Annotated in this window: 25 protein-coding genes; 5 read left to right on the top strand and 20 right to left on the bottom strand. The window is 40.7% G+C overall.

The window, feature by feature from the left end; all coding sequences use genetic code 11:
* Window positions 1-346: 346 nt before the first annotated feature.
* On the top strand, window positions 347-826 hold the full coding sequence (locus H5182_RS20325) for an RNA-binding protein (RefSeq protein WP_182760522.1): 480 nt from the start codon (window positions 347-349) through the stop codon (window positions 824-826).
* Here H5182_RS20325 and murI read toward each other — a convergent pair.
* Both murI and H5182_RS20335 read right to left on the bottom strand, forming a co-directional pair.
* Window positions 789-1604, bottom strand: a complete 816-nt coding sequence (murI, locus tag H5182_RS20330; protein ID WP_182759068.1) for a glutamate racemase — start codon at window positions 1602-1604, stop codon at window positions 789-791. The genes H5182_RS20325 and murI overlap by 38 nt on opposite strands.
* A gap of 63 nt (window positions 1605-1667) precedes the next feature.
* Window positions 1668-2789, bottom strand: coding sequence for a DUF5610 domain-containing protein (locus H5182_RS20335; RefSeq protein ID WP_145242803.1), 1122 nt, complete (start codon window positions 2787-2789; stop codon window positions 1668-1670).
* Window positions 2790-3218: 429 nt separating this feature from the next.
* Between H5182_RS20335 and trmA the strand changes: the two genes are divergently transcribed.
* Complete coding sequence (gene trmA / locus H5182_RS20340) at window positions 3219-4319, top strand: tRNA (uridine(54)-C5)-methyltransferase TrmA (RefSeq protein WP_182760523.1); 1101 nt, start codon at window positions 3219-3221, stop codon at window positions 4317-4319.
* Window positions 4320-4324: 5 nt separating this feature from the next.
* Here trmA and H5182_RS20345 read toward each other — a convergent pair whose 3' ends face one another.
* The 5 genes from H5182_RS20345 to ccoG all read right to left on the bottom strand — a co-directional run bounded on the left by H5182_RS20345 (window position 4325) and on the right by ccoG (window position 8638).
* Complete coding sequence (locus H5182_RS20345; protein WP_182760524.1) at window positions 4325-4774, bottom strand: DUF523 domain-containing protein; 450 nt, start codon at window positions 4772-4774, stop codon at window positions 4325-4327.
* 65 nt (window positions 4775-4839) lie between these two features.
* Complete coding sequence (locus H5182_RS20350; RefSeq protein WP_145242797.1) at window positions 4840-5478, bottom strand: thiol:disulfide interchange protein DsbA/DsbL; 639 nt, start codon at window positions 5476-5478, stop codon at window positions 4840-4842.
* 34 nt (window positions 5479-5512) lie between these two features.
* Complete coding sequence (locus H5182_RS20355) at window positions 5513-6136, bottom strand: thiol:disulfide interchange protein DsbA/DsbL (protein WP_145242795.1); 624 nt, start codon at window positions 6134-6136, stop codon at window positions 5513-5515.
* A gap of 29 nt (window positions 6137-6165) precedes the next feature.
* Complete coding sequence (locus H5182_RS20360) at window positions 6166-7143, bottom strand: serine/threonine protein kinase (RefSeq protein WP_145242793.1); 978 nt, start codon at window positions 7141-7143, stop codon at window positions 6166-6168.
* Window positions 7144-7207: 64 nt separating this feature from the next.
* The gene (gene ccoG / locus H5182_RS20365) at window positions 7208-8638 is read right to left on the bottom strand and encodes a cytochrome c oxidase accessory protein CcoG (RefSeq protein WP_145242790.1); all 1431 of its coding nucleotides are present in this window, start codon (window positions 8636-8638) and stop codon (window positions 7208-7210) included.
* Window positions 8639-8929: 291 nt separating this feature from the next.
* On the opposite strand from ccoG, the gene H5182_RS20370 reads away from it, so the two are divergent.
* Both H5182_RS20370 and H5182_RS20375 read left to right on the top strand, forming a co-directional pair.
* Window positions 8930-9289 carry a hypothetical protein gene (locus H5182_RS20370; RefSeq protein ID WP_145242788.1) on the top strand — a complete coding sequence of 120 codons (360 nt, stop codon included), beginning with the start codon at window positions 8930-8932 and terminating at the stop codon, window positions 9287-9289.
* Window positions 9289-9492 (top strand): hypothetical protein, encoded by a 204-nt coding sequence (locus tag H5182_RS20375; protein ID WP_145242786.1) that lies wholly within the window; start codon window positions 9289-9291, stop codon window positions 9490-9492. The genes H5182_RS20370 and H5182_RS20375 overlap by 1 nt, the downstream gene beginning before the upstream one ends.
* Before the next feature lie 2 nt (window positions 9493-9494).
* On the opposite strand, the gene H5182_RS20380 is transcribed toward H5182_RS20375, so the two are convergent.
* The 13 genes from H5182_RS20380 to gspC all read right to left on the bottom strand — a co-directional run bounded on the left by H5182_RS20380 (window position 9495) and on the right by gspC (window position 21518).
* Window positions 9495-10115, bottom strand: coding sequence for a UPF0149 family protein (locus tag H5182_RS20380; protein WP_145242784.1), 621 nt, complete (start codon window positions 10113-10115; stop codon window positions 9495-9497).
* An 18-nt stretch (window positions 10116-10133) separates the two neighbouring features.
* On the bottom strand, window positions 10134-10892 hold the full coding sequence (locus H5182_RS20385) for a type II secretion system protein N (RefSeq protein ID WP_145242782.1): 759 nt from the start codon (window positions 10890-10892) through the stop codon (window positions 10134-10136).
* Window positions 10893-10895: 3 nt separating this feature from the next.
* Window positions 10896-11369, bottom strand: a complete 474-nt coding sequence (gene gspM / locus H5182_RS20390) for a type II secretion system protein GspM (RefSeq protein WP_182719493.1) — start codon at window positions 11367-11369, stop codon at window positions 10896-10898.
* Window positions 11366-12574, bottom strand: a complete 1209-nt coding sequence (gene gspL / locus H5182_RS20395; RefSeq protein WP_182760525.1) for a type II secretion system protein GspL — start codon at window positions 12572-12574, stop codon at window positions 11366-11368. Before gspL ends, gspM begins: the two co-directional genes overlap by 4 nt.
* Window positions 12571-13560, bottom strand: coding sequence for a type II secretion system minor pseudopilin GspK (gene gspK / locus H5182_RS20400; protein WP_145242776.1), 990 nt, complete (start codon window positions 13558-13560; stop codon window positions 12571-12573). The genes gspL and gspK overlap by 4 nt, the downstream gene beginning before the upstream one ends.
* The gene (gspJ, locus tag H5182_RS20405; protein ID WP_182732554.1) at window positions 13550-14173 is read right to left on the bottom strand and encodes a type II secretion system minor pseudopilin GspJ; all 624 of its coding nucleotides are present in this window, start codon (window positions 14171-14173) and stop codon (window positions 13550-13552) included. The genes gspK and gspJ overlap by 11 nt, the downstream gene beginning before the upstream one ends.
* The gene (gene gspI / locus H5182_RS20410) at window positions 14174-14551 is read right to left on the bottom strand and encodes a type II secretion system minor pseudopilin GspI (protein ID WP_145242773.1); all 378 of its coding nucleotides are present in this window, start codon (window positions 14549-14551) and stop codon (window positions 14174-14176) included.
* Window positions 14551-15150 carry a prepilin-type N-terminal cleavage/methylation domain-containing protein gene (locus H5182_RS20415; protein ID WP_182760526.1) on the bottom strand — a complete coding sequence of 200 codons (600 nt, stop codon included), beginning with the start codon at window positions 15148-15150 and terminating at the stop codon, window positions 14551-14553. The genes gspI and H5182_RS20415 overlap by 1 nt, the downstream gene beginning before the upstream one ends.
* A 52-nt stretch (window positions 15151-15202) precedes the next feature.
* Window positions 15203-15622 (bottom strand): type II secretion system major pseudopilin GspG, encoded by a 420-nt coding sequence (gene gspG / locus H5182_RS20420; protein ID WP_145242768.1) that lies wholly within the window; start codon window positions 15620-15622, stop codon window positions 15203-15205.
* Between the two features lie 74 nt (window positions 15623-15696).
* Window positions 15697-16932: a type II secretion system inner membrane protein GspF gene (gene gspF, locus H5182_RS20425; protein ID WP_145242766.1), complete on the bottom strand. Its 1236-nt coding sequence runs from the start codon at window positions 16930-16932 to the stop codon at window positions 15697-15699.
* A gap of 2 nt (window positions 16933-16934) precedes the next feature.
* A complete protein-coding gene (gspE, locus tag H5182_RS20430) occupies window positions 16935-18494 on the bottom strand; it encodes a type II secretion system ATPase GspE (RefSeq protein ID WP_145242764.1) in 1560 nt (519 codons plus the stop codon).
* The gene (gene gspD / locus H5182_RS20435; protein ID WP_145242762.1) at window positions 18487-20547 is read right to left on the bottom strand and encodes a type II secretion system secretin GspD; all 2061 of its coding nucleotides are present in this window, start codon (window positions 20545-20547) and stop codon (window positions 18487-18489) included. The genes gspE and gspD overlap by 8 nt, the downstream gene beginning before the upstream one ends.
* A 23-nt stretch (window positions 20548-20570) precedes the next feature.
* The gene (gene gspC / locus H5182_RS20440; protein WP_182760527.1) at window positions 20571-21518 is read right to left on the bottom strand and encodes a type II secretion system protein GspC; all 948 of its coding nucleotides are present in this window, start codon (window positions 21516-21518) and stop codon (window positions 20571-20573) included.
* Between the two features lie 205 nt (window positions 21519-21723).
* Here gspC and hslR point away from each other — a divergent pair, with 205 nt between their 5' ends.
* A complete protein-coding gene (gene hslR, locus H5182_RS20445) occupies window positions 21724-22146 on the top strand; it encodes a ribosome-associated heat shock protein Hsp15 (RefSeq protein WP_392352783.1) in 423 nt (140 codons plus the stop codon).
* The last annotated feature ends 11 nt before the right edge of the window (window positions 22147-22157 follow it).

The raw sequence follows: 22157 nt of genomic DNA on the forward strand, positions 1-22157 counted from the left end.
GTCAACACTTAGTTTTAAACTTTCTTGCGAATATTTAAAACCGAAGTTTTATTTAACTCTCTGAGTTGTTCGTGCCTCGCTATGCGTTGGCGTTTCCCGTCTCAGTGGGGTCGCATTATAGGGAGTTCCAAAAACAGATCAACACTTTTTTTCAATCTTTTGACTGTTCGCTCAAAAAGCATGCAAAACGCTTTAAAAGAACACTCAATCGATGCTTTTTCGAGTCTTTTTTGATGTAAATTAAATTATTTCACATAAATATCATTGCTATGTTCATTTATCGCGTTAAGATAGCAAGTTCACAATGTTAAATTAATGTTTATTTCCTGTTTATTGGTAGATCAAAATGAAATTACCCGATCAAAAATCTCTTATCTCTTCAGTTATCCTTGCTGTTATTGGTTTCGTTATAGTTAATTTTGCGCTTTCGAGCCTACAATTAAGTCATGCACTGTTATTTGGTGCTGGTTTATTAATTGGTGGTGTAGTTATAGCTGCAATGTCATCTGGCGATGTAGAAGAAGCCGAAGTAAAAACAAAAACACTTTATGTGGGCAATCTTCCTTATCGTGCAAATGAAGGTGTAGTTCGCGCTTTATTTGAAGAACAAGGTAAAGTGTTTAATGTACGCCTATTAAAGGATAAAAATACTGGCAAACGTCGTGGCTTTGGCTTTGTTGAAATGGCAGAGCTAGATGCTGATAATGCTATTGCAAAATTAAACGATAGCGAGTTCCAACAACGTACATTGAAAGTTCGTGAAGCAAAACAAAAACAAGATGATGAATCTAACTCTTTTCGTTCTGAGTCGGATCAATCAGCGTAACTAGCTCCACCGGTTGCTTATCAACATAAATAGAAGCCGTTGCGTAATAACGTAGCGGCTTTTTCTTGCCTGTACAATTAGCATCAAGCTCATCACTGCAATCTATATTATGCTCTTTCAGTATTGCACACACCCGTTTGGCTATTGCTACGCCGGAATCAAGTAATAATACAGTGCTGTTAAAATACTCATTCAAACCTTTTGCTAAAATTGGGAAATGCGTACAACCTAACACGACTACATCCACTCTATTATCAATAGCGAGACTATCGAGCTCTGCAACTAGTTTGTCTTGGATAATCTTTTTACTTTGATATGTTTGTTCCGCCAACGTTACAAGTTCAACACTTGCATATAAATGTACTGTGACAGCTTGACCATGCTGGCTTATCAACTGTTGTGTATAACTACTTTGTACTGTTGCTGGTGTGGCCAATAAGGCAATATGCTGTGACTTAGATAATAAAGCGGCGGGTTTAATTGCAGGTACTACACCGACGATCGGTATCGTGGTTAATTCGCGAAGCGCGCTCAGTGCTGAAGTAGATGCGGTATTACAAGCAATAACTAACACATCAACGTGTAATTGTTGTGTTTCTATAAAAATTAATAATCCGGTGAGGCGCTGAATTATGGTTTGTTGACTCAGCTTTCCATAAGGTAGGTAGGCGTTATCCATAAAATAACTATAAAGGCCATCAGGTATGTATTGCTGGATATGCTTCAGCACTGTGGTACCACCAATGCCCGAATCAAAAACCATGATATGAGGTGACAAACAACTCGCTCCTTATAATAACTAAGCTGAGCAGTTTGCCACGCGGTGTACTGAAAATAAAGCTTATGCTTCACTCTCTAGTGCTGCTGAGCGCAATTTATTCATTTGCTCAAACATTGATTTTGTATAGTCGACTAATTTGCCTATTTCCTCTTGGTCTTGATTTAACCATTGTAAAATGCCTGACAGTTCATTTTGCAAACCAAGATCACCCGCTTTATTAAAGGCATTTTTTAGATCGTCATTAAATGGAGCTATTTTTTCAGCCACAGCTTTCTCTGGTGTTGGTTTATTCTCTTCATAGCCTTTTATCGCTGCAAACGTTTTAGTTTGCTTTAAGTCCATTGAAAACGCGACTAGCTGTTCGTTGCCTAAGTTGAGCTCTTGTGCTTGTTCAAAGGCTTGTTCCAAATCACCACCAAAAAATGTTTTACTAACATTTTGCAAGTCTTCCATCATTGCATTAATAGCCTTTTGTTCATCTTCGTTTAAGTCACCATTTACTGACATGCTAAATGATAACTCCCGCGATTGTGATGATGCACTGGCATAGCCTTCATTTTGACCATTACGCTGATAACTACTGGCTGATTGCTGTTTAAATGCATCAGCAAAACTAATACTCACCTCGTCACCTTCTGCAGTGGTGAAGTTATACTGAGCATTATTACTTAAACTTAAATACTGTGCTTGAGTAACACTGACAGAATCCGGTTTAGGGTTAAATAAATCCTCTTCAAACTCATCCAGGCCATTAAAAATACCTTCTTTGGATTTTTCTATGCCCTGCTCAATTTCGTCGTTTAGAATACCGGTATCTTTTAATTCACCATAAGCATCATCAATACCTGTTTGCACACCTTTGCGTGCATCACTAAGCATACCTTTGAGTTTTTCATTATCGGCTCCATTGACTTGCGCTTTCTTAACGGCACCAGTTACAAAGTCCAAAACGTTTTTGACGATTTCTTCAAAATCAAATAGTGGCTTGTCTTTTTTCTCTTCCGCGACAGGTAAGCCTAAAGCCTCAGCCATTTTGTCACCTAACACTTTTGCTGCTAATTCTTTACCACGTTGCTGGTAACTATCTTGAGGCGACTGTATTGTAGGTTGCTGTAATGCAGCTTTGTTACTGTATTTATTGACGTTGTTGTTTGGAACAAAGCCAAAGTTGCCAATTTTCATGATCCGACTCCTATTTTTGCTTACTTAAGTATCGGCCCAAAAATAAATAACTAAAGTAAAATGTACAAAAAAACAGCATTTGCTATTACTCAAAATTAGGGCCTGTTGACCTTTAAGGATTAAAATTTGTTCAACCTCGGGGCGATTTAATCGCGGCGCGAGATTTGTAACCTAGTGGGCTAAGTAAAAATTGAGCAACAAAGAGTTAATCGCCCCTAGGCAGAACCCTTCGGGCAGCGCGCGTTTGGCATTTATGCTACGTTATCGCCTATTTATGGGGAATAACCACACTACATAGGCTCTGCCTTGCCTAAAAACCAAACGCACAGCTGCAAAATTAACCTAGAAAGATAAACAGACCCTAGACAAATAATCCCTGCCCCCTACAATAGCGCCGATAAACAGCATAATGAAATAAGGTAGTAGGTAATGGCGGTTATAAAGATCGATACAACAGGATACGACGCACAGTTAAATGAAAAAGAGCAACGTATCATTGCGCAATTCCAACGCTTTGGTGTTGAACAATTAGAAGTCTTTGCCTCTGAGCCAATTCATTACCGTCAACGCGCTGAATTTAGAGTATGGCACGATGGCGATGAGTTATTCCACATTATGTTTGATCAAGCCACCAAAGACAAAATCAGAGTCGATGTGTTTGACCCTGCAGCGCCGCTAATTGGGGAAGTAATGCAGGCAATGATCGATAATCTTAAAGGCTGTGAAGTCTTGCGTCGTAAATTATTCCAAATAGATTATCTTTCTAGTTTAAGCGGTGAGATTTTAGTGAGTCTGCTTTATCACAAACCACTCGACGAAGAATGGCTAGCAGCTATCAAGTCACTAAAAGAATCATTGAGTGAGCGCTTTAAAATTGATTTTATTGGGCGTGCTCGCAAACAAAAAGAAGTACTCGGTGATGATTTTGTTACTGAGCGTTTAACAGTTAATGGCCAGCAACTTATTTACCAACAAGTTGAAAACAGCTTTACGCAGCCAAATGCTAAAGTAAACATTAAGATGCTGGAGTGGGCACAAGACTTATGTAAACCACTAAAAAATGATTTACTAGAGCTCTATTGTGGTAACGGTAACTTTTCAATTGCCTTAGCTAGTTCGTTTAATCGTGTATTAGCAACCGAAATTTCTAAATCGTCAGTACACTCAGCGCAGTATAATATTGCTAAAAATAACGTAACTAACTTAGATATCATTCGTATGTCGAGCGAAGAGTTTACTCAAGCTATGAAAGGCGAACGAACCTTCTCACGTTTAGAAGGGATTGACTTAAGCAGCTATGATTGTCAGACCATTTTAGTTGATCCGCCGCGCGCAGGCATGGATACACTAACATGTGATTTGGTGGCTAACTACGAGAGTATTATTTATATCTCATGTAACCCTGATACGCTAGAGCGTGATTTAGAGCACCTAACTCGCACTCATGAAGTTAAACGGTTTGCGATTTTTGACCAATTTCCATATACCCACCACATTGAATCAGGGGTATTTTTACAACGTAAATTGTAAAGTATCTATGCCAGTGCTTTTACTAGCGCTGGCATTTGCTGCTCACTAAAGACTTTAATACCATTCTTTTCTAATAGCGAAGCCGTTAATCCCATTCCAACCACCTTAATACCACTGTGCGAGCCATCGTAAATTGTATTACGACCACAAGAAGGACTTGATTCCTTTAATAGCGCAAAACAAATATTGTACTGTTGGCAAAGGCGTAATGCTTGTTTTGCACCTAGCTGAAATTCCGGTGTCACATCATCACCAGTATTGGTAATCACTTTACCGTTGACGATTTCAGCAGGATCTCTAGGAGTGGATAAACCACCAGCAATCTCAGGACAAAAAGCGACTATACGTTCCTGCTGCTGCCATGCGATAAGCTGAGGATGGAGTAACTGTTGTCCGCTACCATCGTAGCGCACGGGAGCACCAAGTAAGCAACTTGAAACCAGTATTTTATGCATTTCTTACCACCTGCAACAAAAAAGCTCCGCGTACGGAGCTTTTTTACAATAAACACTAAACCGCTCTATTTAGCAGCTAAGTAATTAATCAATTTGCTAATATCTTCAGGCTCAGTAATACCTGATTCACGACCTAGGTTAAGCTTATATTTACCATTTACGATAAATGTTGGTACACCACGCAGTGCCCCCTTATCTTTATAGTAATCTTGGTCACGCTTCATTTTTGAACTCATAGTGCGTACTGAAAAACTTTTATACAGTTTATCAAACTTATCACCGTCAACACCTTGCGCGACAAATACATCTTTAACATCAGCTAATTCATTAAACTTAGCACGTTTAACGTGAACATGATTAAACATAGCAGCAATAATGGCATCTTTTTGTGGTAGTACTTCAGCTGTTGCAAGTGCCTGTGAAATCATTTGTTGATTTTCAGGATCACGCACACCAACAAAATCGACGTGGCTCTTTTTAAACTCAATACTTGTATCAAGTTTAGGTTTAACCTCAACTAATAGAGCTTCGTAGTTATTACACGCTGGACAATAAAATGAGAAAAACTCTTTTACCTCTGGCTTTTTACTAGCGCGCTCAGATACTACATCATAATGCACACCTTCTTCATAAGTTGTTGGTGCTGCATTCGCGGCTAATGGTAATAAAAGTGCCAGCAATCCTGCTTTAACTAATTTGATCATCGGTAAAAACTCCAAAAATTATTGTTTTAATAGCTTATTGTTGTAATAAAAAGGCAACTAACTCATCAAGCTGCTCTTGGCTCTTGATGGTATTGATATTGATTTTATATTTATCATTAACGATAAACGTTGGTACACCGGTTAAGGCTCCCATTTGTGAAAACTTATTTTGCTTGTCTTGCATGGCTTTTTCCGCCGCAATCACAGGCATGCTGGCAATATCTTTATCAAAGGTATCGCTATCAATACCATTTACTGCAAGTAATGCTTTGACGTCTTTAATGTTATTGAGTGGAGCACGTTTTATATGAATGCTGTCAAACATTTGATCTGCAACTTGCTCACCTTTGTTATGCTGTTTAGCGATGATATATGCATAGCTCAAATTACTTTGCACTTCTGGCGCTAAACCACCTAAAAAGTTGACATGGTTTTTTACAAACTCAGTACCTGCAGGCAAGCTTTTTTCCATTGCTTTAGCTACAGCTTCAAACTTAAAACAGTGCGGGCAATAAAATGAAAAGAACTCTGTTACTTGTGAGGTTTTACTTTTTTCAATTTTTAGTACGTCATAGTGCTCACCAGCTTTAAAATCTGCAGCCATCGCAGCAAAAGGTAAACATAACAGTAGTAAACTCAATTTTAGTTTTTTAAGCATTGGACTCTCGTTTCAGATATTTTTAATAATTAGTTAGGCAGCAACTTCAGCGGCGGCTCTTGAAGTGCAGAATACTGCTCTTTCAGCGCTAAAATTTGTTGCTCCCAGTATTTGTCATCAGCAAACCATGAAAAGTTCCGCGGAAATGCCGGATCTTCCCAACGTTTAGCTAGCCACCCCATATAATGAATCATACGCATTGCCCGTAATGGTTCAATTAATTTGAGTTGAGTGTGATCAAAATCACAAAATTCTTCATAGGCAGTCACTAAGGTATCTAACTGTAACAGTTGATTGTTTCGATCGCCACTAAGCATCATCCATAAATCTTGAATCGCAGGCCCTTGACGACTATCGTCCAAATCAACAAACATCAACGCATCACCGGCCCACAGAATATTACCGGCATGGCAATCACCATGTAAACGTATAGTATCCACCTGCTGGTAAAGCGATTTCGTTTTAGCGATCACCATATCCAAAATAGTATAAAACGCGGTAGTTAAACTGCTAGGCACCAGATTACTGTTTTGTAACTGAATTTTAGCTGTATCTAGATACTCGTCACACCCTATGACCGGACGTTCGCTAAAAACATTGGCTTTAGCTGCTTGATGCATTCGACCAATCAAGCGTCCTAACACATCTAACTGATCAAGATTATCAACTTCAAAGATGCGCCCCCCGACACTTGGGAACAAAGTAAATAGATAACCATTATGCTCAAATAAGCTTTCGCCATTACGCTGTATCGGCGCAACTACAGGCACTTCAGCATCAGCCAATTCAAATGCAAAGCTATGCTCTTCGAGTATTTGTGCCTTACTCCAGCGCTCGGGGCGATAAAATTTCACCACATAACGTAGGCCATCTTCAGCTTTGAATTGATAGACACGGTTTTCGTAACTATTCAGTGCTAATAAGCCAGACTCTGCGTAAATACCAATACTTTCGACCGCATCTAAAATCGAATCCGGGGTGAGGTCAACAAAACTAAATTTACTCATAATTCTCATCAATTATAAAAAAAGCGGGAAAATCCCGCTTTTTATTTGTTATCAGTGTACTTAACTATCGCGCTTTAAAGAAGTTACTCGGCTGCGAAATTTGTGAACTTGGATTGTCCACTGGCGATAATACAAAATTAAACTCGGTCATAGGCGCTTTCAAATCATACGGATCCATCACCAATGATAATGGCACGTTATGCGATTCGCCCGCTTGCACGGTAAAAGTTTGCTTACCTATGTACTTAAAGTTCTCCAGTCCTACCACCTTAATATTAAAGGTTTGCTCGTATTGTGCTTTGTTGATCACTTTAAGTGTGTAGGTATTTTCGACAAGCCCATTAAAATCGACTCGATAGAGTTGATTTCGATCGCGAATAATATCTAAGTCCATTGGCTTACGCATCACAATATTCGTTACCAGCGCTGCGCTGAGCACCACTAATATAACAATATAACCAATAATCTTAGCGCGCAGAGGATTGGTTTTATTCTCTGGCGTTTCTAGGTTACGCTCAGTGGTATATGAGATAAGCCCGCGCGGATAATTCATCTTATCCATTACTCCGTCGCAGGCATCGATACAGGCGCCACAGTTAATGCATTCAGCTTGCAGACCATTGCGAATATCGATCCCTGTTGGGCATACTTGTACGCACAAATTACAGTCAATACAGTCACCTAAGCTAAGCTCTTCTCGATCTTGTTTACGACTACGTGGCCCACGATTTTCACCACGTTTTTCATCGTAGCTTACTGTGAAGGTATCTTTATCAAACATTGCAGATTGAAAGCGCGAATACGGGCAGATATGCAAGCACATAATTTCGCGCATCCATCCAGCATTACCATAAGTACATACAGTAAATACGATAATGCTAACCAGCGCATAGCCACCTACATCAAAAGTAACAAAATCCGGTAACAGCTGACGAATAGGTGTGAAATAACCAACAAAGGTAAGTGCGGTGTATAAAGAAAAAGCTATCCAACCTGTATGCTTGGCTGTCTTACGCCAAAATTTATCAAAGTCCATTGGTCGCTGATCAAGCTTCTTGCGTTGATTCGCTGTCCCTTCGAACTTTTCTTCAAACCAAATAAAAATAAACGTCCAGACTGTTTGCGGGCACGTATAGCCACACCATACCCGACCGTAAAAGGTGGTCACTAAGAATAACGCGAATGCAGCAAGCATCAGAATAAAAGCAAGAATAGTAAAATCTTGTGGCCATAGAGTTAGCCCAAAAATGTTATATTTTTGACCAATGAGGTCAAATAACACAGCTTGTTGGTCATTAAAGTTTATCCATGGCAGCGCCATGAACGCCAACATACCAAGAAAACCAATGCGCTGTCTTAATAGTTGATGTAACCCTTTAACCGCACGTACATAAATGCGATTGCGGGGATTAAATCTATCCTGTTGAGCATAGAGATCGGGCTTTTCGATCTTGACCTCACTAGGAATATTTTTTACTTTTATTTGCTTGTCCATCGAAGTTCCTCAACGCCGCTTGGAGAATGAAAGTCAAACAATCATATAACGCTATTTAGATAGCTAACAACTAAGCTTACATTTAAAAATAGTGCAAACTGAACTACTGTGCTGTAAAAGTTCAGAGATTTCTGAAAAATCTAATTGTTCTCTGTCATTATACCAACTCTCCTCAAAAAAGCTGATATTCATTGATAATAATTTATTCACCTAACTTGCTTGCTTTACAAAGGGGCATTTTATTACACTGGTGCCTAATTCGTACCCGTTCAGATCAAAGTTTACTCACATATGAAAAAATTCCTTGTACTAGTTGTAGTGATACTTGCGTTATTCACAATTGATCATCCAATGATAAAAGAACCTCGAGAAAAGTTATTAGGAGAAGGTGTAGGGCTATTAAGTAGTGCTAGCAACATTAACCGTGGACCCGCTGCGAGCATGGCAAAAAACCGCATCAAGTCAGAACTAACACTTTCAGAAAGCGAGTTAGAGTATTTAGAAGAAACCATGCAAACTGATGAACAGCTGCAGCTATTCCATACTCGTTACTGCCGCAGTAAAGATCTCAACTTATATTTTTATGAAGATCGTTTAAATACAGTGTGTGACATCGTCTCAACATCATTGGCTGAGCGCAGAGGTAAATAGTGGATTTTTCAGCTTTAACAAAAAAAAGCAGCGCATCGTTTAACCAACATAAAAACCTACTGAAGAAGCTGGCGAAAGGGCAAACGGTTAAATGTGAAGTATGCCAAGGCATATTAACGTTAGATTTAAAGACTCAGCAACCCGGCCAAGGGGTTGCTAAATGCCCTAAGGGCTGTACTGAAATTGTGTTGGATTTAGCATAATGCTAACTCCAACCATCTTCTTCATCTGCGTACAAACCACTTTGCACCGCGATAATTTCTATTAACTCAGCAAATCCTAATGCAAAATCTCCCATTAGTTCATACTGTTGCTGGCATAGTTGTATTTCACTAAGCTGATTTTGCTGGGCAATTGTTGTGATAAGCTGGGGCTCTAAAGCAAAAAAGCCTAAACTGGCGTAAGCGGTTTGCAATGCATCAGTTAAGTCTGTTGTCAGTGCATCAGCTTGCATTAGCTTATCAATATACACCTGTGCTCCCTGAACAAAACCCTGACACCATTGCTGGCATTCATGCAAATCTAGGTAGCTGTCGTCTTGATCACTCACCTGTAAACTTACAGGGAGCTTAAAACCTGTTTCATAAACTTGCTCACTGATCTGATGATACAAAGCCATAAATGCAAATAATGTTTGTTCTTCTAGCTGGCCGTGTGCATCTGGCACTATCTGCTCAAGCCACTCGTGTACGTCTAATGGCTCAGGAGAGCAAATAACCGCAAATAAGTAACCTTGGCTCTGCACAAATGTCATGGCGCCATTGCGGCTCGCTAAATACGTACTTAACTGCTGGCCATGTTGCTGTGTAAATTCAGGAATTTGCATAAAACAATTCAGCCTTGTTTAAAAATTTAATGGATAACGGCCATCACTATCTGCACGGCCTAAAAATTTGGCGGCATCGTGTACTTCTTTTGGTAGTGATGCTTCTGGCTTGATATATCCAGCCACTTTAAAGTCCATGTTTGCTTTTAAGGTTGCATCAGCCGCTAAGCCTAAGCGGTTTTCAGGATCAACTAACACGGCTATATCGCCCGACTTACAGCTTAACTTGCCACTTAATGGACCAACGCTAAACCAGCCAGACAATCCTTGCACATCGATGTTTGGACTGGCGATTTCACCTTTTAATGCATCACAATAAGGCGCTCCTGAGAGATATTCATCTAACTCAACAATTACTCTGCCTTTAGCATTAATAGGTAATGGCAACTGCAAACGCTGCATCGCACGTTCAACACTCAAACGCAATGTAGCATCATTTAATGCAACTACTTGATCAAGTAAACCATAACTAAAGTCACCGCGTCCTGACAGTTCACTGGTCTGTCGCGGATCACCAAACTTTACACTGCCTGTAAGCTGTCCGGTGAATAATGCCCAACCAGAAATATCCCAGTTTAAATTATTAATCTGTTCATCTTGATAGCGCAGCTGCATGATTCTACCCTGCCAAATGCTACCCGATGCTTTACCTATTTGCAGATCTTTAGGTAGATAAGGATTTGCTAAATTAAGCGCAACTGCAGCTGGCGTTTTTAATAGTGCAAAAAAGATAAAACCGAAGAAAAATATTACTATAAGAATCGCTATTTTTTTCATTCTTTACTTCTCTAATACCAGTCGGCTAACGCGCACGTAGCCTGGTTTATCATCGCGACTGAGATCTAAATTTTCAATCAATACGCCTTTAGTGTTTACCAGTTCATCAAGCCATTCTATGAGCTTATTAAACTGTACCGAGTCGATGGTTAATCTTAATGAATTATCGCTAGGCTGCATTTTGCTTATGGTTATATCGTAGCGAGCGCGGCTAGCATTAACTATTTGACTCAAGTTTTGGTCACTTGTAACAGCACGCGCACTACCCGCTTTGAGTTTAACAATACTGTTATCAACCCACGCTAATAATTCTTGCTGTTTAACTTGGTTTTTTTCAGCTTCAGTTATCGCGTTGTTTAGTGGTCTAAAAATACCCATAACTAATATAAAAATAACAAAAATAACCCCAGCGACCATCACTAACTGTTGCTCTTGCTCTTTTAAGCCACGCCAATGTTTTAAAAGTTGTTGTTTCATGCAGCACCTCGTAGTTTTATTTCACCGACTACAAAGTCGCCATCATTATTTAATGAGCCTTGGTCTACAGTTAATCCGCGTTGTTCAAGAATTGCTTTAACTTTGCCAAAGGTTTGAAAATCTTTTCCGCGAGCACGAACTCTAAGTTCATTGCGACGTTGATCATAACGCAATGTCTCAGGAGTAAACTCTTGCACTTGGCTAAATACCCCCACCAGCTCATTCGTTAAATCTAGGAATCCGGCACTGCTGCCACCCTCTAATTTAGCCAATTCACCCTGAATTTGGTTTTTAATCAAATGCGGACGAACTGTTTTCCCTGGAAAGGCCGTTTGATAGCGCTCAACCACTTGTGTTTTAGCGACTTCAAGCTCACTATTTAACTGATACAATTCAAGACTTTTTACTGCCACAGAGCCAACTAACGCGACACTCGCTGCAATGGCGGCACCTTGCCAATACGCCCACCATAATGCGCTTTTCTTTTTCAGTTGATATTGGCCTTGGCGAAGATTGAATTTTATCTCAGGTAATTGTTTAGCAAATAACGCCAGCGGCAAATCATAAGCATCGGTATGCGCCGTAAGATTAACCGTTTCTGGAAATTGCGAGGCAGGGCTGTAATGTGCAACATCAGGGTGACCTAAAGCAGTTAAATACTCAGCCAACCAGCTTTGCTCTACAGCACTTATCCGCCATGAGCCTTGCTTACATAGCCATTGGTTATTAAGCTCAATAACGCTTAATCCCTCATGTTCCGCAGTAGGAAGCAATAATGCATCGGGTAACAGTTTTAACACTGCAATTTCATGTTCAGCAAATACAGCTAACCAAGTTTCAAACCATTCTCGGTCAGTCATGGCAACTTTAATGGCGTGCTTGTCACCGACCATAGTAGGCTCACCAATCGCGATAAATAAGTCATCTACGTCACATGCAATCTCTTCTTCGAGCATATATGGAAGCGCTTGCTCAAGCTTACGATTCCATTTGGTCGGCAGGATTACGGTTTTTAGTTGCACCTGATCACATGGCAGTAATACCACAACTTCACGATTCTGTGCTTTTTCAACTAACTCACTCAGTTGCTCAGCGTTCGGCAATCCGCCACTGGCAATTATTTCTTGTTCTAATGGTGAGTAAATCAGCCAATTAATACTTTCTTGTTGAGTTTGACCCGTGCGGATCAACAGTATTTCTGTCACTGTACGCCTCCAAATTTTCGCGCCAGTATAGTTACTTCGCCATCTTTGGCATGCAGTAATGTGGTCATCGAAAAACGCAGATCGACAAATTTAGCCTGCGCTTGTAGTTTAAAATATTCGCTATTTATGGTGAACAGTTTTTCAACAGACTTAACATTTTGAGCCCCTTGTTGATTCACTTGTTCAAAAAATTCTTCAATATTATTAAAGCCTTCTTCTGGCCGGACTGATAGCACACTTTGCGCACCTGACTCACTCAAACCATCAATCAATGCACTCAATAATAATGCCTGTTCAGGAGCGATTGTATTGACATTAATTGCTAACAATTCGCTACCTGGGATCACGCATACGTATGGCAAGATTTTTTCCATCACTAATGGATTAAACCCTTTAACCAAACGCAGCTCTGAGCTTGATGCAAAAAAACTATTCGCTGTCATATATGGTGATTTACGCGATAAATACTCATCTTCTTCAGCACCAGAACGATAAGTAATACTATCTTCATCGAGCCAGTCGTAAACACTGTCAGCCATGGCTTCTTCCGACTCTTCTGCTGGCAAGTCCTCAATATTTTCTAATAGCGCTAATAACGCGGTGTGCGCAGGATTGGTTTTATCAGTACTACCCGCTTGTGGCGCTTTAACACGTAATGCATTGAGATTTAAACAAGCCTGTAAGTCCGTGATCTTGCCTTGCAAGGTACCATTATCGACCGGATAAGGAATATCGCCTTGTTGCGCCCAAATTTGTTTTAAAGTGGTTTTTTCAGGGTCATCTTTTTTGCTTTGTAATAACGCTTTAATAGCCAGCTCTTCTGCTGCATAGGCATACCACTTGGCTTGCTGATGGCCTTGTATGTTGGTACTTTTTTGAACTTGAACAAGCAAGTTAGCACTCATCTCTACGGCTAAAATTGATGCCAAGGCAACAATAAATAAGACAATTATAAGCGCGGCGCCATGTTGGGATTTATGGTTCATTTAAACCTCCCATCTTTCCATTACCCGGTACTAAAAAAACGCGTCTTATTGGTTCTTCATCAATTTGTTGCAATGTGACCGCCACAGCTTTTGGCAATGACTTGCCCTGCCACTGCTCTTGCCATTCATTTTTTTCATCTAAAAATTCAAATTTAAGATCTTCGATATCTTTAAGAATAACTTGCACTCGCGGCTCAAGATTATCGAGTTGATCAACATAGACCCTATATATACGCTCAAGGTTGTCATCAATAACACGATAACCCACCGCTTGTAGCTCTGAGCGCGGTAATAAATTAATTGGGTTAACCCAGCCATCTCGCACAAAGGCAATACCATCATACTGGCTATTAATGGTGTAACGCCCAGCAAGTAGATATTGTTCTTGCACATCACCGGCTTCATTGCGCACGGCACGTTTAGTCATTTGGCTGAAATCTTGATCCATTAACCTAAAGGTCGTTTGCAAACCATTCAATTCTGCAATTTTTTCGTCTGATGCATCTTTCGCTTTCGTGGTCGAATCAAGAATTTGGTGAGTAGCTAACACGACGAATGCTAAAATCCCCAGCGCTACCATCACTTCTAATAGTGTAAAACCGCGCTGCTTCACTTATTTGCTACCTTTATTTAAATAGCTGATGAGCTCATAAACCGAGTGCTCTAACTTTTCATCGCTAAATACATTAATAGTCACTTTTACAAAACTTTTATCTGCTGTCGCTTCGGTATCTTGACGCCAATACCATTCTATACCAGCCATTGTTTCAGTGCCTTTTGCGCCATTTTTGCCTTGCCACTTATCGCCTAAGGTACGCTGTTCAATCATTACATTCTCAGCCACCCAAGAGGCATAGGTTTGCTCTTCAAGGCTTGATAAATGATTAATATGCTCGGCTGTAGCTTGCATGGCGGCAATCCCAGCCATGGCGCAAATACTCAGCGCCACCATAACCTCAAGTAAAGTAAAACCTTTAGACCTGCGATACATTATTCTGGCTCTCTGCGTAAGTTAACCGGTGCGGAAAATTCCCCTTCGATGAAATACACAGGTTCTTTTTCATCTTTTAATTCATAGATAAGTTGAAATGCGCTCACCTCACCAGAAGATAAAATTAGCACTTGCGGGATTTTCATTTTTTGCAATTCGAGTAAGCTATCATCATCACCGCCACTCATTAACTCGCGCCAATTGGATTGCTCGAGTAGATTATCTTGAGCCCATGCGAGATCTTCTAGATTAAGTGTCAACTTAAGACGTTCATCAACAGTCATCGGCGCAAACAGCTTTTCTCGGTCGAAGGTGATCCATTTTTCACCATCAAACACTAAAAACTCTAAGGTATCTTTATCAAGCTGAAAACCTAATTCAACCTGATTTAAGATTGCAAATTCAGAAGCCATATTAATGGTGGTATGCAGTCTCAGTGCTTGTTTATCCAATTCATCTTCAACACCGCCATCAAGACTATATACCACCATTTTAGTGGCGAAGGCGATCACCACCAGCACAACCAAAATTTCAATTAAACTAAAGCCACGCATCGGTGACTTTAGCTTTGCAAGGCGCAACTTAGCCCGACTTAACATGATGCTAAGCTCGGTGCTGGGTGTAAAAACGCCTTTATACTAAGATGCATTATTATTTTTCTTCATCCCAGTTACCAATGTCGTCATCAGTACCCACTTCGCCATCGGGTCCCATTGAAAACAAATCAAATTTACCAACTTCACCCGGGCTGATTAACTGGTACGGATTTCCCCATGGATCTTCTGGTAATTTAGAAATAAAGCCACCTTCAGGAAAACGCTTTGGTACTGGCTCTACGCTAGTTTTAGTCACTAACCCTTCAAGGCCTTGCTCAGTGGTTAAGTACGCTTTGTTCTTTAATTTATAAAGACTCATAGCATCTTCAAGCTGCTGAATATCAAGATGCGCTTTATCAAGTGCCGCTTCTTCTTGCTGGCCCATAATATTGGGTGCCACGATTGACATGATCATGCCAATGATAACCAGTACCACCATAACTTCGAGTAATGAGAAACCTGCTTGTTTATTCACGTACATACCTCTGTTGTTCTTAATAATTAACTATCGTAACACGGTAAAAATGCATTACGAAATCCCTAAAATAGTTAAAGTCCAATCGCTTTATTCATTGCCATAATAGGTTGTAATATGGCCATTACGATAAACAATACAATAACCGCCATGGACGCTATCATCGCAGGCTCTAAGAGTTTTAGCGAGACATTTACCATGGTTTCAAATTCACGGTCTTGATTGTTTGCAGCACGCTCTAGCATTTGCTCGAGCTCACCTGATTTCTCCCCACTGGCGATCATATGCAGCATCATCGGTGGGAATAATTTTGTTTGTTGTAAGGACGCTCTTAAACTTGCCCCTTCACTAACGCGGGTTGCGGCATCCGCCACTGCTTTTTTAATTTTCTCGTTGATCAATACGCCACCAGAAATACGCATTCCCTCGAGTAACGGCACTGAACTTGATGACAAGATACTCAGTGTACGAGCAAATCTGGCGGTATTAATACTACGAGCAACTTTGCCAATGCCCGGCATCATCAAAATTTTCGAATCATACCAAAAGCGGATCTTAGGCTGTTTTAGCGCATGTTTAACACCAATCACTGTCGCGGTAAATAACACCAAAGTAATGAACCAATAATTTTGCACATAGTTACTAGCAGCCATTACCCATTCAGTCGTCCAAGGTAAAACCTGCTTTGACTTTTCAAATGTCTTCAATATTTTAGGCACTACAGTACCTAGTAATATTGAAACGATACCAATGGCAAATATTACTAATATCACCGGATACACCATCGCTTGTGTGATTTGACTACGCATGTGTTGACGTTGTTCCGTGTAATCGGCTAAACGGTTCAATACAGCATCTAAGTGACCTGATTTTTCACCCGCAGCTACCATAGCGCGGTATAAATTATCAAATACATGTGGAAACTCAGACATGCCATCAGCCAAGGTATAACCTTCAACAACTTTTGAACGCACCGACATTAACATACGCTTCATACGCGGCTTTTCACACTGCTCAGCCACCGCCATTACCGCCCCTTCAACCGGTAACGCCGATTGAATGAGTGTAGCGAGTTGGCGAGTGATCAAAGCGAGATCTGAGGTAGATATTTTCGCTTTAAAAAAGCTGCCAAATGGCGAGCTTTTTTCACCTTTAACTTGTTTATCCCCCTCTGCGGCGGGCACAACTTCGAGCGGCGTAAGACCTTGTTCACGTAATGATTGGCGAATTTGTTTCGCGGTATCCGCTTCTTGAATACCTTTTTTCTCTTTGCCGCGAGCATCGAGCGCGCGATATTCAAATGCTGCCATTGTTAACCTTCCTCACGCGTTACACGTAATACTTCTTCAAGGGTGGTTTTACCGGCTAATACGCGACTACAGCCATCTTGGCGAATACTTGGGGTATGTTTGCGAATGTACTTTTCAACACTTTGCTCACCTTTACCACTGTGAACAAGTTCGCGAACAGTTTCATCAACTACCAGTAATTCATGAATACCGGTACGACCACGGTAACCATTAAAGTTACACTCTTCACAGCCAACGGCTCGGTAAATAGTCGGCGGATTTACAAATGGTACGCCGAGCAATTCACACTCGCGCTCATCTGCAACATGACCTTCTTTACAGCTCTTACATAAAGTTCGCACTAGACGCTGCGATAACACCCCTAACAAAGAAGATGACAGTAAGAAGGGTTCAACCCCCATATCTTCCATACGAGAGATAGCACCTGCTGCGGTATTGGTATGCAATGTCGACATCACTAAGTGACCTGTAAGTGAGGCTTGCACGCCAATTTGTGCGGTTTCAAGGTCACGTATTTCACCAACCATTACTACATCAGGATCTTGACGTAAGATTGCCCGTAAGCCTCGGGCAAAGGTCATATCAACTTTAGTATTTACCTGAGTTTGACCAATACCTGGGATTTCATACTCGATTGGATCTTCAACCGTTAAGATATTACGATCGCGAGAGTTAATTTGGCTCATGCCCGCATAAAGCGTGGTACTTTTACCAGAACCAGTTGGACCGGTCACCAAAATAATTCCGTGCGGTTTACTGATCAAATCAGAGAACAATTCACGATTGCGCAGCGTCATACCTAAATCTTCAAGATTTAAACGCGCGTTATTTTTATCAAGTAAACGCAGTACAACCCGCTCACCAAAACTTGATGGCATGGTTGATACACGAACATCAACGGCACGTCCTGCGATACGCAAACTAATACGACCATCCTGCGGGATACGCTTTTCTGCAATATCGAGTTTCGCCATTACTTTAATACGCGAAACTAGCAATGAAGCGAGTTTACGATTCGGCTTTAACACTTCTTTAAGCACGCCATCAACCCGAAAGCGGATCACCAGCTCTTGCTCAAAGGTTTCGATGTGAATATCTGACGCGCCTTCTTTAATCGCTTCACTGAGCATCGCATTGATCAATTTAATGATTGGTGCATCATCATCTCCGGCAAGCAAATCTTCCGTTTGCGGCATATCTTCAGCCAGTGAAAATAAATCAACTTCGTTACCTATGTCTTCCATCATTTGCTGGGTTTCAGAACTATCGCGTTGATACGATGCCTCTAATAACAACTCAAACTTGTCATCAGCTAAATGTTCAAGCGTAAAGCCATGCCCAGCAATGCGGCGCACTTCTAACAAGGCATCAATATTAAGCTCACCACGATAGAAAACCACCCGGTCATCATTATTTTTACTTAATAACATGCCTGCACGTCGTGCATATGAAAATGGTAGCCGCTTATTAGGCAGTTCAACTAAATCGTTACTGGTCATCAGCTCGCTATTATTTAGCGGCTGTGAGGGCTCTGCGGTGATCTCAGTGATTGCATCAGTCATTATTGCGCTCATCTGTATTTTGCTGTCTTAAGTATTCTTCATAAGTTGGCGGTAATACTAATGCATCATTCCACTCAGGTAGGATTGGTGCATCGGTTAGAGGCATTAAATCAATACCATCTTCTTTTTGTTTATACTGCTCACCACGGATAAAGTTATATTTGCTGTGGCTTAATTTATTCATTTTAATACCATCACGAATAATGGTTGGGCGAATAAACACGATTAAATTACGTTTACGCTTGCTGGTGCTGGTTGAGCGGAATAAGTGACCAAGGATAGGAATATCACCTAATATTGGTACCTTTGAGACACTTTCTTGCACGTCTTCATCAATTAGACCACCAAGCACAACCATGCCGCCATCATCAGCCATAACCGTGGTTTTAATGGCACGTTTATTAATAGATATATCCACCGAAGTAGTACCACTCACGCCAGATACTTCTTGCTCAATGGTTAACTGTACAGCTGAACCATCATTTATTTGTGGCGTTACTTTAAGTTTTACACCTACCTCTTGACGCTCTACTGTTTGAAATGGATTAGAATTATTAGAACCCGTTTGCGAGCCAGTAATGATCGGCACTTCTTGACCGACAATCATCGATGCCTCTTCGTTATCCATGGTGGTAACCGAAGGCGTAGCAAGAATATTTGAGTTAGTATCAGTAGAGACTGCTTGAATGATCGCGCCCCAATCGTTTTTAACAATCCCCATAGCCAATCCATTGATGCCCCCTAACAACGCACCTAACGGGCCAAGATCACCTTTTTGCGTTTCATCGTATTCCTTAAGCTCAGTATTATCACCAGTGAGAGTTTTAGTCACTGTCTTATCACGGGCTTGTTCAGCAGCTACAGCTAAAGAACCAACAGGAACGGTTGTGCCGTTATTAAACTGCATCATACCGCCTTGCTCTGAAATCCATTGCAGACCAAAGTTAATACCATCAGCTTCCATTACTTCAACAATGATTGCTTCAACGAGTACTTGAGCACGACGAATATCAAGCCGTTCAATCACTGACTCCAATGAACGCATGGTGTCAGGTTGAGCAGTAATGACCAATGAGTTTGAATCTGGGTGAGCTTCAATACTGGTTTCGTTTTGGTTGCGGCTACGGGTTTTAGTTGCCCCACCTTGACCTTCTTCACCAAGCGTTTTGCTAACCCCTTGCAACACTTTCACTAAATCTTCAGCGCTAGCGTAATTAAGGTAAATTACTTTAGTGTTGCCTTGGCTTTGTAACTCACCGTCGAGGCGTTTAATTAATTCAATAGCACGCGTTCTTGCTTGGCCTTCGCCACTGACAATAACGCTATTAGTACGGCCATCTGCAACGACTTTAGGGATCAAAAATTCTGGGATACTGCCTTTACCGCTATCTTTGTAAATATTATCAACCACAGATACCACATCATCAGCGGTGGCAAAGTTTAGCTTTACAATATCAACCCGCTTATCACCGGCTTGGTCAACTGAGCGAATAATTTCAACAAGTCGGTTTACTGAGGCAGCATGACCGGTCAACATCATGACGTTTGCAGCGTTGAAGTTGGCAACATGACCGCCATCTTTTTGGTCGCTAAACTGACGCACTAATGGACCTAGTTCTTGTACGCTAACATTTTTTACACGTACGACACGAGTGATCATCATATCACCGCGCGCTTGGTCGTCTTCAGTAACTAACGGTACGTTTGATTTTTTAGCATCAGAGCTTTTTTCAATTTTTAATATACCGTTATCCATTTCAACAGCTGAATAACCGTAAACTTCTAGTACATTTAAGAAGAATTGATAATAAAGTGCTTCATCCATCAATTCATAGCTGCGTACGTTTACTTTACCACGTACGTTCGGGTCGATAATGACGGTCTTATTTAGATTTTTACCAACGATATTAATAAACTCGTTGATATCGGTCCCTTTAAAGTTTGCAGCATACTCAACGGCAGACACCGATAGAGATAAGCTAGCCACAAAAAAAAGTGTTGCGTACTTAGCTAACCCTTTTCTGATTTTTTTGAGGTGTAGCGCGTGAACCATTATATTAAAACTCCAAAGCTAAGTTATTGCAGGCTAAATTGCACATCAATCTGCTCGCCATCACGGTCAATTGTAATGTTCGCATCGGTACTATTACGCAGCTCATTAATGGCTGACATGGCCTGTTTTAAATCTGTTAATTGATAGCCGTTAATCGATACAGCCAAATCGTTATTTTGTAACCCCATCTGCGTAAATAATGCAGGGTCTTTACCTGGGCTTAAACGATAGCCAATAAGCTCACCATCCTTCATAGCCTGAGATACTCGAATATAGTCAAATAGTTTACCGGGGTCTTTTAACAGTTCTTCCCGGGTATCTATAAGTGCTTCTTTTACTTCTTGATTTGCTGTTACATCAATCTGACGGTCACTTTCCATTTGCGGACCGTCATCGAGTTCAGGTTCATCACTATCACGTTCGGCAAGTACTGGCATTGACACTGTTTTGGTAAAATCTACGCCATCAAGCATTAACGTTTCAAAACGGCCACTAACATCTAAAATTACTCGATCAGGTAATACTTGCGCAAGTTTAGCGCGAGTCCCTTGCACAACGTCATCCACCAAATAGGTTGATTGTTGACCTTGAGACTCAATAATTGCCAAGCCTGTTTGATCATTGCCACTGACTGCAACAATACCAGTTAAATTAATGCTTAATCGAGTTTCTGGCGCATTGTTAATGACTTGAGCTTGTTGGCTTGCTGGTTTTTTAGGCACTGCGTCGGCTTTACCAAACAAGTTTTGTGCTAAAATTAATTGCGTATTAACCCGTTCAGGCTTACCTGTAACGCTATTAATATAGCTTGGAGAAAGGCTAGAATTAACCGGGGTAGGCCATATTAACCAAAATAGTTTTGCAGCCAAAAAGGCAATATAAACAACGGCTAAAAGCGTTATTGCCCAACCCAATTTAGCGTGGGGTAATTTACTTACTAGATGTTTTAGCTGTTGTAATCGCTGTTCCATAAATGACGTTTCTTATTTTAATTTGCTGCTTCATCGCTGGCCTATAGTACCTTTTCATTTTTCATTCAACAAGCGCACTAATATTAAACTTTGTAAACAAGGTAAATTAACACTTACGCTGAATGTAAAAAGCTTCGACTATTTCTTTGTCAGTAAGTTTCATGCTAAGTTTTGCCTTACAGAGTCACGCTTTTAATCGAGTATAATCGTGTCAAAAAGTAACACCCGTAATACCACATCAAAAGATGAAACTATTAGTATCCGTTTAGACAAGTGGTTGTGGGCTGCACGCTTTTATAAAACCCGCGCCATCGCACGGGACATGGTGCAAGGTGGCAAAGTACATTATAATGGCCAGCGCACTAAGCCTAGTAAGGTAGTCGAACTAGATGCCGTGATCAAACTTGCTCAAGGAGTTGACGAAAAAGTTATCACTGTACTTAAATTGCTTGATAAACGTTTAAGTGCCCCCATTGCTCAAACTTTGTATCAGGAGTCTGATGCAAGTATCGAAAAACGCGAAGCCAATAGCATCGCGCGCAAGAATAATAGCTTTTTTGCTCCTCATCCGGACCGTAAACCAGATAAAAAGCAAAGACGCGAACTTTTAAAAATGAAATCAAGTTAGGTAAAGCCACT

The sequence above is a fragment of the Pseudoalteromonas sp. SG44-17 genome (assembly GCF_014164235.1).
Classification (GTDB): Bacteria; Pseudomonadota; Gammaproteobacteria; order Enterobacterales; family Alteromonadaceae; genus Pseudoalteromonas; species Pseudoalteromonas rhizosphaerae.